This window comes from Exiguobacterium sp. N5 (assembly GCF_025842465.1).
Taxonomy (GTDB): Bacteria; Bacillota; Bacilli; order Exiguobacteriales; family Exiguobacteriaceae; genus Exiguobacterium; species Exiguobacterium profundum.
On record NZ_JAPAEP010000001.1, the window covers coordinates 1,432,958 to 1,443,966 of the forward strand.

The window sequence follows — 11,009 nt, forward strand, 5'->3', positions numbered from 1 at the left end:
TTATATTTCCCTACTTTTCATATTGTCTTGTTGAATTTACATTTTTTGTGATATATCATTGAAGGGATGATTTAGGTTTGTGCCGTTTGTCTTTAGCCGATCCTGAAAATCTAATACGAGGAGGATGGTGCAGCGTATGCGCTCCTACTATTCTGAGGAAAAATATCGCATCACAAAGCGAACCGTGGCGATTCTCCCTTGCTTTGACATCATGAAGCAGTCACGGATCATTCTCGAGGATGGCACCGAGATTTCAACCCCGCTCCGGCCGTACCAGTTGTTGCAACTTTCTTGCCGCCAGTACAACAGCTCGATCGAGGAAAGAATCTTCATCGCCAAACGCGTCGCCGGCGTAAAAGGGAAAGTCCCTGTCGTGATTGAACCGACAACTGGACTCGTCTTCTTCCCGACGAAGTCTCCAAAACGAGACGATTGTGAATGGTATGCCTGGTCCCATATTCGAGACATACTGAACATTGAGGGTGAGCCGAACGGGCTTGTCCTCACGACTGATGGACATCAAATCCAAACGAACGCAACACCGTACGTCCTCCGGAACCAGCTCAAAGCGACAGGTGAACTTGTCGCCCGGTTCCAACAATTGAACGCGAACCCCGTGCTCGAGTCCTGACACGCCTTCCGTCGAAAAGACGGAAGGTTTTTTTCTATTGTATCGCTTCATTTTTTTAAAAAGAGGTCGATATTATGGTCGAGGTGACAAACATGCAAATTCAAGCCCAAGCGACCGCCGTCAGTTCGGTCTTACCAGGCATCCAGACGAACCGGACGTACAAGGCCGAACTCGTCAAACAAACAGGACCCGACTCCGCGATTGTCAAGATCAACGGTGAAGAAGTCGAGGTCACATTTAAAGATGGGCTTCCGAAAACGAACCCGTTCCAAGTGACGCTCGCCGAACAGGACGGCGTCTTGATGGCGACCGTCGTTCCTCCAAAGGAAGAGACACTTGAATCCGCACCACCTGCGTCCTCGTCGTCAAAGCTTGATGCGAAGATTCAGACGCTCCTCGCTTCCCTTCCACCTGAAGTACGAAGCGCGGTCAGCCGTCTGCTACAATCCGGACGCTTGCCGATGAACGAAGACACGGTACGCCTTCTCGAGACGGCGTTCAAAGGGGACATGCGGGACGTCATCCTACATTTGAAGACGCTCGACACTCCGACCGTTCCTCGTGAGATGGCTCGGGAAATCGCCGTCCTCTCTTTGAACGAAGCGAAACAACAGATCACATCGCCGGCGCCGAACGCTCCTTACCCACAAAAAGAGCGGTATGTCGAACTCGTCAATCTGTCACGTCCCGTGAGTGAACGCGTCACGCCGACACCGGAAACGATTGACCGGGTCATCCGTGACCTCACGCCGACGACACCGATATCATCGCGTCCGATTGAATCTGAATCGCGCCAAGCGATGCCGCTTCCTCCAATCAACGGGAAGCAAGTGATGGTGAAGGAAGTGACGTCACATCTAGCGACCGTCACGAACACGTTCCGAAACGAGCAGGCGACCGTCACGAAACAACTCGGACAAGTTGCTACGTTGATCGAGACGAACCCGCATGCGGCACGCCCTGCCCTCGAGACCGTCTCGACCCGTCTGACACAACTCGTCCAAAAGACGGACGCCTTGCTTCATACCGACGTGACTCAAGAGAAGCAATTGGTCGCCATGACGGCCAAACTCGACGTCGCGTTGTCGTTGCTTGCGACGAAACCACAAGAGAGTGCGACACTCGTCAAAGAGGTCCGAGCGGCACTGAATGATTTCCGTTATGCGCCGAACCAGACACGCATCGAATATATCCCACACGGGGCGACACGTGCCGGCGAGATGCCGACCGTCGCGCCACTCAAGCTCGATTCGACATTATCTGGACGACACATCCAGGAAGTAGCGCAACGTGTGCAGACACAGGCACAGCTCGCCCAAGCGACGTCCAATACGCCGACATCAGCTTTATCGGTACGTGGAGATACGACGAACCCCGAGGCGCAACGCCTCGCCTCGTTCTTCCAAGTCCAACAGACGCTCAACCGCCTTGATGGCGGTCAGCTCCATCAACTCTTGTTCGCCCTACCGGCAAAAGTTCAAGAGATCGACACCGGAATCCATGTTCATATCCAAAACCGGGAGGCCGGGGACGTTGTCGACTGGGAGAACAGTGTCCTCTACATTCGTTTAGAGACCCCACGTCTTGGAGAAATTGGTGTCAAACTCGAAGCAAAAGATCGAAACCTCCGACTCACACTCGAGCACGACGATTCGACGGTCGAGCGACTCGCTCGTCCCCTTCTCGGGAAAATCGAACAAATGCTCGAGACAATTGGATATAAGAGTGTGACGACCCAGTTCAAACCGCTCACGAAAGCTGATCGTGTCATCGAAGAGCCTACGATAGCACCGACGACAGGATATGACTTTAGAATTTAGGAGGTCCCGATGTACCAACGCATGGATTTGACGAAACGTAAGACGGCCGCGGTCGTCCGCTATGATGAAACGACGGATAAAGCGCCCGTCATCGTCGCCCGCGGGACCGGAGCCGTCGCTGAAAAGATTTTACAGGAAGCACGTGCCCGAGGAGTAGCGGTCGAGAACGACCATTCCTTGCTTGGCCATTTGCTCGACCTTGACCTAGGAGACGCCATCCCACCTCAACTTTATGATGTGATGGCAGAAGTGTTGTTGTTGATAGAGGAACTTGATTCGATCAAAGGAGAACAAAGATGAATTCAACCCAATTATATGAAATGAGGCCGGAAGAGCTGACTCAGGCGATGCTTCACGCACTCGTCTATCACTATAAACATGCGCAAGATTCGACGATTGCCGAACGAAACCGTCATCTTCGCCAAGCCCGTGAACTTTTAGTCAAACTTCACCAAGGACTCCATGACGGCGGCGGGATTATCGCGGCTCAACTGGATGAAATTTATCTATATATGGCAAACGCAAGCGTCGAAGCAATCATCGACCAGGATAAGGAAAAAATCGCCGAACTACATACGCTCGCAAGTGACCTCGACCAAACATGGGGTGAAGCAATGGAGCGTGCCAAGACCCAACCTGTCACGACTGGAGGAAACCGTTATGAAAATTACGAATAACGTCCAAGCATTAAAAGCGTATACATCTCTTTCCCTGAATCAAGCGTCAATGAAAAAAACGATGGATCGCCTCTCAAGTGGGATTCGCATCAACAAGGCATCTGATGATGCGGCAGGACTCGCCATCTCAGAGAAAATGCGGATGCGCCTCGACTCGCTCTCGATGGCAGAACGCAACACGCTCGACAGTATCTCACTCACGCAGACACTCGAAGGCGGGATGAACGAAACACACGCCCTTCTCCAACGGATGCGTGAATTATCGGTTCAATCAGCAAATGGAACACTCAGTGAAGACGACGCCAAAGCTGTCCAGGAAGAAATTAACGCGTTGACTGCCGAAGTGACACGAATTGCCGAAACGACGGAATTCAACTCAAAGAAAATTATGAATGGCGAATACATGCAAGGCAATAATACGTTATTCTTCCAAATCGGTGCAGGTAACAATGAAGCCGTCATCTTAAATGTGGAAGATATGCGTGCCCATGCACTCAATATCACGATGACGACACCCGGTGGCGGAGAACTTCCTGCCGTCGACCATGACAACGATTCGACGACACCTACTGAAACGTATTATGCATTGAGTGTATTGACACCTGAGGATGCGGGTGATGCCATTTCAAAATTCGATGCAGCCATCAACAAAGTGTCACTCGAACGTTCAAAACTCGGAGCCATCCAAAATCGCTTGGAGGCGAACGTCAGCGTCGTCGCCATCGGCTCAGAAAACTTAACGGCGTCTGAGTCACGAATCCGTGATGCCGACATGGCCCGTGAAATGATGGACTTCGCACGTCTAAACATTTTGAACCAGTCCGGCATGGCGATGATTGCTCAGTCGAACGCATTGCCGCAAGGCGTGTTACAATTATTGAACTAACCTAAAGAAAGGACGGTTGCCCATATGGACATTCGTCGCATCATGGAGACGCAATCGCTCCTCGGCTCAAGTAAGGCAAAGCGCGCCGAAGTCGAACCCGGTGTCTCCTTCCAAAATGTGATCGGTCAGAAGCGCGAAGATCGAGAGCATGAACGCTTCCAACGTCAAATCGCTGCGATTCATGAACAAGGAGAACTTCTAGCTGAAAGTCAGACCGTCGAAGCGCTTGCCGAATACAAACAAATGATTAAAGACTTTATGAAAGAGGCCGTAGACGCGGCACTCCGTCTCGAAGATAAACGCGGATTCAATCGCCGCGGGCGCGCGAAGATTTATAAGGTCGTCGAACAAGTCGACCAAAAACTCCTCGCGCTTACAGATCAGGTCATCTCGGGTGAGGCCTCTCGCCTTTCCCTACTCGACCAAGTCGGTGAAATTCGCGGATTGCTCGTCAATGTCTATGTGTGAGGTGTCGAGATGGCAGAACATTTGTTTTTGAAGAAAGTCAAATGTCCGTATTGTTTACAAGAAAGTAAGACGAACCGTGTCTTATCACGTCACATCCGTCCACTCGAAGTTGAGAAGGATGGCTACACAACGTATGATGGACCGAATCCTTATTTATACGAACCGACCGTCTGTGACCATTGTCACCTCGTCTTCCACGACTCGTTCGACAAGGTGCGCAAACATAACCGAGAAGCGCTTGAGACGAACTACTTCAATCAAGTGAATCCGGATGTGTTGAAAGGCGACCGTTCATATGAGCACGTCATCCTTCTCTATAAGTTCGCCGTCATGACGGCCCAATTGAGCGGACAAAAACCATCTGTCATCGCTATGCTCGGGATGCGAATCGTATGGATGTATCGATTGATTGGGGATGTAGCGTCTGAAAAAGAATGGATGCAGCGAACGCTCGATAAATACAATGAGGTGCAAGAAGCCTATACAGACCCGATTCGGACCGGATTACCGTACGACCAGCTCATGTTGCGGATTGCCGATTTGTCGGCCGCGCTCGACTACTATGAGGACGCGCGTCGCTGGTATGGGATTCTCCTCAACAGTAAGGAAGTATCGGAGCGCATCCGGAACCAGGCCCGTGATCATTGGGAAGAGTTTCGATTGGAACATGCCTAATCAGAAGTGTGGGACCTTGTGTCTCACACTTTTTGAATACAAAAAATCGCGCTCTTCCACTCACGGACAAACGCAATCAACACAATTGATGAATAAGAGATCCACGCAACATTGACTACCCAGTACCCTCATGTCGACTATGCGGTGACGTCTTGCAGGATGTATCCCATGGAATCTCAATTGCTATAACATTAATTTAATTTTTAGTGGGATAGATATGGGGTATATTCAAAGCAGATACATACGAAGAGGAGGATCTTTTCATGTTTGAAACGCAATATCTCGATACCGTACGTGCTACGTTTAAAAGCCAGAAACAACTCGCTGAGCGCGCGCTCGTCCAAGTGAGTGAAGAGGACCTGCACAAGACACTTGCGTCGGACACACTCTCGCTCGCCTTGATCATCCAGCACATGGCGAATAACATGAAGTCGCGTTGGACCGATTTTTTGACGACAGACGGCGAGAAGCCGGACCGTGACCGGGACGCCGAGTTCGAGGACCAGCAGCTATCCCGTGCGGAGCTCATGGAGGTTTGGGACGAGCGTTGGCAACTGTTGGATAATGTCTTAGCTGATTTGACACCAGATGACTTAGGGAAGAATGTGATGATTCGAGGGGAAGCCCATTCCGTGATTGACGCGATCGAACGCCAAGTGTCGCATTATGGGTATCATGTCGGACAAATCGTCTATCTGTCGAAGCTATTCGCCGGGAGCGACTGGGATGTGTTGTCGATTCCGTTGCCGCATCAGCGTAAATAACAATTCCTGTTGCAACACTTCAACGAGATATTATTTCAATGAAGCACTTTTTTGGACATCAAGACAATTGAATCAGTCAACTTTAATGGGGGTTACAAAATGGATATGACTTTAAAGCAATTACCTGAAACTGAAATTGCATTTATCAGACGTACGGGTAGCTATTTTGAACCACAAGAACATTGGGGGAAATTAATACATTGGGCGACGGAACACAACCTTTACCCTCCATCAAGTCAATTTATCGGTATTTCATTAGATAATCCGAACGATGTTGATCCTCATGAATGTAGACATGATGCTTGTGTCACAGTTCCTAAAAACTTTGATAAAACAGGGCACGGGGAGATACAATTTAAAATGCTAGAAGGTGGTCAATACATCGTGCACCATTTCTACGATACTCCAGAAAAACTGAGTGAGACGTATAAATATATTTTTGAAGAATGGTTACTAGAACGCGAATATTCAGTGGACGAATCTAGAAATACCTTGGAGTTCAATTTGAACAATCCAGCTGAAGATCCCGACGGAAAATCTAAAGTCGATTTATATGTACCCATTAAGAATTAAGATTTTACAAAATGAAAAAATTAAGATACAAGGAACTCTCAAAATATGAGAATCCCTTCTTATATTCTCTATGCTAACCACTATGCTTATTGTGTAGTAATAATCAACCATGAGACTAGGCGTACCGATTTTATTCGGCACGCCTACTCTTATTTTGTCACGTTAAGTTTATATTCGTAGCGGTCTTCTGCCACTTTGTCGAAGTTCTCGTTGAATGGTCCATCGATGACGACTTTCAAGTCCGTCAGCTCTTCTGGTTTTGCTTTCACGAAGAAGAGGACGTTCCCTTCCTTCTTCACCTTTCCTAAAAATTCTCCACCGACGTCATCTGAGAACCATAAATCCGAAGATACCTGTTCCCCTGTGTTCGTCACCAGTGTTGCCTGGTTCGGATGGAAGCTCATCGTCTCGTCGACCGTATTCTCGACCAACATGTTCATCGCGACGACCGTCACCTCTTCTTGTCCATCGAATGAGTCGCTATAAGCTTCTGCGACCGTGAGGCGTGACGTCTGTACTTTGTCGATGGCGAATTGAATCGGACCCATCGTCTCCGTGATCGTGAGTGCCTTATTCTTCATGTAGATCTTGTTCGTACCGAGTTCACTTTCTTGGACGTCCGTCTCTTCAACAGTCGTCTCCTCTGGTACGTTCGCTTCCGCCTCTACCATTTCTTCCGTATCCGTCGCCGTCGTCTTCAGTTCGTCTGCTTCCCCGCAACCGACAAGTAGTGCGAGTGGTACCGCCACCAGTAAGCCAAATCGTTTCATGTTCATCTTCATCTCTCCCTTTTCTTAATCCAAGTGATGTTGTGGTTAAGACGAATATAACGAATTGACAAACCGAACCGTATTAAGAAAAAGTTCCAGGTAAAATAAAAGTCAAGGTCCATAATCGGACCTTGACATGTATACTTATCCTCTTGATTTCAGCTCTTCTTCCTCGTATGGGTCAGGACGATCCTCAAACGGCGTATCGTCCTCGACGTACGCTTCAAGTTTCGGGTCCCGTTCCACGTATTCATCGTACGCTCCCTCTGGACCATAGACGAAATAACGGCGCTTCCGTGACGATATCTTGGACTCTTTCTCACGCATCTCGTTTCCCTCCCTCTTTCCAGAAAAGAAGCAACGGCTACATTGATGTTTACCCGATTATAGCGGAAAACAGACGTCATTTCATCTATACCTTTTATATGAAACTTTTCCTTTCCACAGCCGTATACATTTACAACGATTCGATGAAAGGAAGATTCATATGCAACTATTGAAAAAAGGAATACTTCGGAGTCTCATTTGGTCGTTGCCATTCGCGATACTTGCTCTCTATCAAGGTTGGTCAGGGAATGCAGAGGCTGTGCATGGAATGTTTATCTACGCAGGAGTCGCCTTCTTCCTCGGGCTCACAAGCGTTATTTATGAAGTCAAACAGTGGTCGTTCAAGAAACAAATCTTCATTCATTGGAGCGTTATGCACGTGACAATCCTACCACTTCTATGGTTCGGTCGGTCTACGCCAATCACATCGTTTCAAGATGCCGCACGTCTCTATTTAAACTTCACGGTGAGTGGTCTGATTTTATTTACCGCTTCTTATTTCATCATCCGCATGCGTCGACAAGTCAAAGCCTCTTAACACAAAAGCTCGAAGGCATATGCCTTCGAGCTTTTTACGTCTGCTGGTCGAATAGACCAGAAAAGTTAGAATCGACGTCTTCATATGGGTCGACATATGATTTGACCGTCTTCCGTTCCATCCGGGCTGTCCCTAGCGTCATCCCTAGACGCTGGTGCTCGGCTTCAATTAGACGAGAAATCTTTTGACTGTCGTCGACGAGTTGCCTAAGGACCTTTTGATCGGCTTTTTCCAAATCGGGACCGTGTGCTGCGAGCAACTGTTCCCGATCATCCAAGAGCTCATGGATTTGTTCCATCCATGTATCATACGTCGGTTCTTCCGGGACTTGTGCGAGCAGTTCTTTCAAGCGTTGCGTCTTTAAGATGATTTCATCAATCGGTCTCATGACTGCTTCGCGAGTTTCATCGCTTCCTTCCACGTATCACGTAGTTCGGTCGTAAAATCAAGTACCTCGTCAAGGATAGCTGTATCGTTCTTGACGTTCGCATCAACGAGGCGGCGCCACATGTAGTCATAGAGCGAATCTAAGTTCGCTGAGACAGCGATGTCTTTATTGAGTGTCAGACGAAGTTCCCGAAAGATAGCTTGCGTCTTTTGAATGTTGACGTTCTTTAAATCAGGGTTACCTTGATCGATTGCAAGCTTGGCGAGGCGCATGAACTTGAGCGCTCCGTCATAAAGCATAAGCGTCAGTTCCTGTGGATTTGCGGTCGTGACCGCATTGTTTTGATATGCTGCATATGGATTGGCTACCATTTAAACTCCTCCTCTTACATGCCTCCGCCTAAAAACTGTGACAGTGATGCCGCTTGAGCATTCGCTTGGTTCATCGCTGTTTCCATCGCTGTGAAACGACGGTAATAGGCGTTTTCTTTATCGACGAGTAAATCATTTAACCGCTTGATACGCGAATCAATATCGGTCATTTCTTTCCCCATCGAATGGGTTTGTGCGCCAGAACCTTCCGCTCCTGCGATTCGTGTAATCGTATCGCGCGAATCTTTGGCAGCATCTCGGATTTGTGGCAATAATCCAGTTTCAGCATCTGTAAACAACTGATATACTTGCTCCGGATCTTTTTCGATAGCCGCTTTTAGCTTCTCTTCATTGAGTTCGATTTTACCACCATTGGTGAAATCCGCTCCAGTCGAAAGACCGATTTGGAACAATCGTGACATGTCGATGTCATTCGATGCAGCAGTAGCACTCGACCATTTGCTCCGAAGATTGTCCATAGTTCCACGTAAAATCGTATCCCCGCGGAGCATACCACTCATCGCTTTTTCTTCCCACTTTTTGATTTCGTCTTCAGATAACTCGTCACGTTGAGCTTGAGTCAACGGCGAGAACGAACGGAATCGTTCTTCTCGTGTCTTTTTGTTCATGAGGTCGATGGTCTCATTGTATTTATCAACGAATCCTTTAATTCCGTCAAAGATTTTTTGAGTGTCTGTCGCAGCGGACAAGTTTACTTTTGTACCATCATTGAATGAGGACTTCAATGTGATGGTCATATTATCAATCGTAAAGGTGTTTGAACTTTGGGTCAACGTAATGCCGTTCACATCCACAGATGCATTCGTCCCGGCTACGGATCCATTTAAACCAAATAGTGCTTTAGCTGCAGTGCCTTCAAATTCGATAATCGATTTCACGCCCGTGTCTTTACGTGTTAATGAAATCTGCCCTGAAGTTTGATCAAAGAACGCACTAATTCCTGTCTTCGTGCCATTCAACGCGGTAACGAGATCTTTAAACTTAGCATTCTCATCAACGTATACTGTCTGTAAAGCTCCACCGTCTTCGTTACGGAAACGAACTTGATAGCCAGCTTCATACACGACTTGTGCACCTTCAGGGATTGTCACTCCACTATCGAACGTAATCTTCCCAGTTGCCGCATCGTACGTATGTGCTAACGAAATCGCATTCCCATCTTTATCCGTAAAAGTTGGCGGATTATTCGGTAGCGGTTTCACTACGAGTTCAGTTGTTCCCGCAGTTAACGTTTGTTTCCGAATGCCAACTTCTAACCCCAGAGTCGAAACTGCCGTGTCATTTGTGATGCCTCCACCATTTGCCACCGCTACATGAGAAGCCGAGGTAGCCAACGTCGCTGAATTGATAGTAAGCGAAGCGTTTCCACTTGATGGACCTGCAACGACAGATACACGCGATTCATCAGAGGATGAAGCCGTTTTAGCGTAATAGTTTCGGCTGAACATCATATCGACCGCGCTGTTTCGTAATGCTAACAGTGAACGGTTCACCTCACGATAAGAGTCACGCCGCCATTCGGTCAATTGTTTTTTCTGTTCTAAACGATCTACTGGAATTCGTTCTGCTTGCATCATTTGTTTAATGATACTATCGGTATCGATCCCACTGGCTAATCCGCCAAATCGAATTGGTGATGTCATATGCCCACTCCTTTTTTATATCCGTTCGTCGAATAAATGATTAAACTCCATAAACGCCGCAAAGAAATCCATTGATTTTTTACTTGGGATTTCACGGATTACTTCATTGTTCGCATCGACGATTTGAATATAATAATCATTCAGTTTTTCGTGCTTCATAAATTTCAAGCCGGTACGTTGCTTTTCAAGGACTTGATTCGCCTTCTCGACCGCTGCCTCTAACTTTGTAATGTGTTGAGGCGTCGGAAGAATAACAATACCTTCATCGGCGAGTTGAGTTTGATTGGCCTCAACGAACACATTTTTAGTTTGCTCATACGGTAATACAGAAGAAGGCAAGTGAAGTCTGACTTCAGAAATGGTCGGATTCATAGTCTTCTACTCCCTCACATGTTATGGTCTCATTCTTAATATCGACAATTTTAAACAAACTTATAGTTTTCCAGAGAATCATCGT

16 protein-coding genes are annotated in these 11,009 nt (G+C 47.6%); 10 read left to right on the top strand and 6 right to left on the bottom strand.

All coding sequences use genetic code 11. The annotated features are described in order from the left end of the window. Window positions 1-124: 124 nt before the first annotated feature. From OKS35_RS07445 to OKS35_RS07485, 9 genes are all read left to right on the top strand, one after another. A complete protein-coding gene (locus OKS35_RS07445; RefSeq protein ID WP_251124853.1) occupies window positions 125-631 on the top strand; it encodes a competence protein ComK in 507 nt (168 codons plus the stop codon). 74 nt (window positions 632-705) lie between these two features. Beyond that, window positions 706-2,451 (top strand): hypothetical protein, encoded by a 1,746-nt coding sequence (locus tag OKS35_RS07450; protein ID WP_264092774.1) that lies wholly within the window; start codon window positions 706-708, stop codon window positions 2,449-2,451. Window positions 2,452-2,460: 9 nt separating this feature from the next. Beyond that, window positions 2,461-2,751 (top strand): EscU/YscU/HrcU family type III secretion system export apparatus switch protein, encoded by a 291-nt coding sequence (locus tag OKS35_RS07455; RefSeq protein WP_047795070.1) that lies wholly within the window; start codon window positions 2,461-2,463, stop codon window positions 2,749-2,751. After that, window positions 2,748-3,128 (top strand): flagellar protein FliS, encoded by a 381-nt coding sequence (locus OKS35_RS07460; protein WP_159562646.1) that lies wholly within the window; start codon window positions 2,748-2,750, stop codon window positions 3,126-3,128. The genes OKS35_RS07455 and OKS35_RS07460 overlap by 4 nt, the downstream gene beginning before the upstream one ends. Next, complete coding sequence (locus OKS35_RS07465; RefSeq protein ID WP_159562647.1) at window positions 3,112-4,014, top strand: flagellin; 903 nt, start codon at window positions 3,112-3,114, stop codon at window positions 4,012-4,014. Before OKS35_RS07460 ends, OKS35_RS07465 begins: the two co-directional genes overlap by 17 nt. Window positions 4,015-4,038: 24 nt before the next feature. Beyond that, complete coding sequence (locus OKS35_RS07470; RefSeq protein ID WP_074036246.1) at window positions 4,039-4,482, top strand: YaaR family protein; 444 nt, start codon at window positions 4,039-4,041, stop codon at window positions 4,480-4,482. A gap of 9 nt (window positions 4,483-4,491) precedes the next feature. Beyond that, entirely contained in the window at window positions 4,492-5,157 is a 666-nt protein-coding gene (locus tag OKS35_RS07475; RefSeq protein ID WP_214816089.1) for a DUF2225 domain-containing protein, read from the top strand. A 263-nt stretch (window positions 5,158-5,420) separates the two neighbouring features. Further along, window positions 5,421-5,921: a DUF1572 domain-containing protein gene (locus tag OKS35_RS07480; RefSeq protein ID WP_264092775.1), complete on the top strand. Its 501-nt coding sequence runs from the start codon at window positions 5,421-5,423 to the stop codon at window positions 5,919-5,921. A 99-nt stretch (window positions 5,922-6,020) separates the two neighbouring features. Next, the gene (locus tag OKS35_RS07485; RefSeq protein WP_078147329.1) at window positions 6,021-6,494 is read left to right on the top strand and encodes an AraC family transcriptional regulator; all 474 of its coding nucleotides are present in this window, start codon (window positions 6,021-6,023) and stop codon (window positions 6,492-6,494) included. A 149-nt stretch (window positions 6,495-6,643) separates the two neighbouring features. Here the strand turns inward: OKS35_RS07485 and OKS35_RS07490 are convergent, their stop codons facing one another. Further along, window positions 6,644-7,270 carry a DUF4352 domain-containing protein gene (locus tag OKS35_RS07490; RefSeq protein WP_264092776.1) on the bottom strand — a complete coding sequence of 209 codons (627 nt, stop codon included), beginning with the start codon at window positions 7,268-7,270 and terminating at the stop codon, window positions 6,644-6,646. Between the two features lie 138 nt (window positions 7,271-7,408). After that, window positions 7,409-7,591, bottom strand: a complete 183-nt coding sequence (locus tag OKS35_RS07495) for a hypothetical protein (RefSeq protein WP_214690645.1) — start codon at window positions 7,589-7,591, stop codon at window positions 7,409-7,411. 160 nt (window positions 7,592-7,751) lie between these two features. On the opposite strand from OKS35_RS07495, the gene OKS35_RS07500 reads away from it, so the two are divergent. After that, complete coding sequence (locus OKS35_RS07500) at window positions 7,752-8,129, top strand: DUF3021 family protein (RefSeq protein WP_214816080.1); 378 nt, start codon at window positions 7,752-7,754, stop codon at window positions 8,127-8,129. Window positions 8,130-8,163: 34 nt separating this feature from the next. Here OKS35_RS07500 and OKS35_RS07505 read toward each other — a convergent pair whose 3' ends face one another. The 4 genes from OKS35_RS07505 to OKS35_RS07520 are packed head-to-tail and all read right to left on the bottom strand — an operon-like array spanning window position 8,164 to window position 10,924. Continuing rightward, on the bottom strand, window positions 8,164-8,517 hold the full coding sequence (locus OKS35_RS07505) for a flagellar protein FliT (protein WP_074036236.1): 354 nt from the start codon (window positions 8,515-8,517) through the stop codon (window positions 8,164-8,166). Continuing rightward, the gene (gene fliS, locus OKS35_RS07510) at window positions 8,514-8,888 is read right to left on the bottom strand and encodes a flagellar export chaperone FliS (RefSeq protein WP_074036234.1); all 375 of its coding nucleotides are present in this window, start codon (window positions 8,886-8,888) and stop codon (window positions 8,514-8,516) included. Before fliS ends, OKS35_RS07505 begins: the two co-directional genes overlap by 4 nt. 14 nt (window positions 8,889-8,902) lie before the next feature. Continuing rightward, window positions 8,903-10,552 (bottom strand): flagellar filament capping protein FliD, encoded by a 1,650-nt coding sequence (gene fliD, locus OKS35_RS07515; protein ID WP_264092777.1) that lies wholly within the window; start codon window positions 10,550-10,552, stop codon window positions 8,903-8,905. A gap of 15 nt (window positions 10,553-10,567) precedes the next feature. Further along, the gene (locus tag OKS35_RS07520; RefSeq protein WP_159562655.1) at window positions 10,568-10,924 is read right to left on the bottom strand and encodes a flagellar protein FlaG; all 357 of its coding nucleotides are present in this window, start codon (window positions 10,922-10,924) and stop codon (window positions 10,568-10,570) included. Window positions 10,925-11,009 lie beyond the last annotated feature (85 nt).

Bases quoted from the DNA above. Each gene is read 5' to 3' on its own strand.
- OKS35_RS07445 (WP_251124853.1), top strand. From the start codon at position 125: ATGGTGCAGCGTATGCGCTCCTACTATTCTGAGGAAAAATATCGCATC.
- OKS35_RS07450 (WP_264092774.1), top strand. From the start codon at position 706: ATGGTCGAGGTGACAAACATGCAAATTCAAGCCCAAGCGACCGCCGTC.
- OKS35_RS07455 (WP_047795070.1), top strand. From the start codon at position 2,461: ATGTACCAACGCATGGATTTGACGAAACGTAAGACGGCCGCGGTCGTC.
- OKS35_RS07460 (WP_159562646.1), top strand. From the start codon at position 2,748: ATGAATTCAACCCAATTATATGAAATGAGGCCGGAAGAGCTGACTCAG.
- OKS35_RS07465 (WP_159562647.1), top strand. From the start codon at position 3,112: ATGAAAATTACGAATAACGTCCAAGCATTAAAAGCGTATACATCTCTT.
- OKS35_RS07470 (WP_074036246.1), top strand. From the start codon at position 4,039: ATGGACATTCGTCGCATCATGGAGACGCAATCGCTCCTCGGCTCAAGT.
- OKS35_RS07475 (WP_214816089.1), top strand. From the start codon at position 4,492: ATGGCAGAACATTTGTTTTTGAAGAAAGTCAAATGTCCGTATTGTTTA.
- OKS35_RS07480 (WP_264092775.1), top strand. From the start codon at position 5,421: ATGTTTGAAACGCAATATCTCGATACCGTACGTGCTACGTTTAAAAGC.
- OKS35_RS07485 (WP_078147329.1), top strand. From the start codon at position 6,021: ATGGATATGACTTTAAAGCAATTACCTGAAACTGAAATTGCATTTATC.
- OKS35_RS07490 (WP_264092776.1), bottom strand. From the start codon at position 7,270: ATGAACATGAAACGATTTGGCTTACTGGTGGCGGTACCACTCGCACTA.
- OKS35_RS07495 (WP_214690645.1), bottom strand. From the start codon at position 7,591: ATGCGTGAGAAAGAGTCCAAGATATCGTCACGGAAGCGCCGTTATTTC.
- OKS35_RS07500 (WP_214816080.1), top strand. From the start codon at position 7,752: ATGCAACTATTGAAAAAAGGAATACTTCGGAGTCTCATTTGGTCGTTG.
- OKS35_RS07505 (WP_074036236.1), bottom strand. From the start codon at position 8,517: ATGAGACCGATTGATGAAATCATCTTAAAGACGCAACGCTTGAAAGAA.
- fliS (WP_074036234.1), bottom strand. From the start codon at position 8,888: ATGGTAGCCAATCCATATGCAGCATATCAAAACAATGCGGTCACGACC.
- fliD (WP_264092777.1), bottom strand. From the start codon at position 10,552: ATGACATCACCAATTCGATTTGGCGGATTAGCCAGTGGGATCGATACC.
- OKS35_RS07520 (WP_159562655.1), bottom strand. From the start codon at position 10,924: ATGAATCCGACCATTTCTGAAGTCAGACTTCACTTGCCTTCTTCTGTA.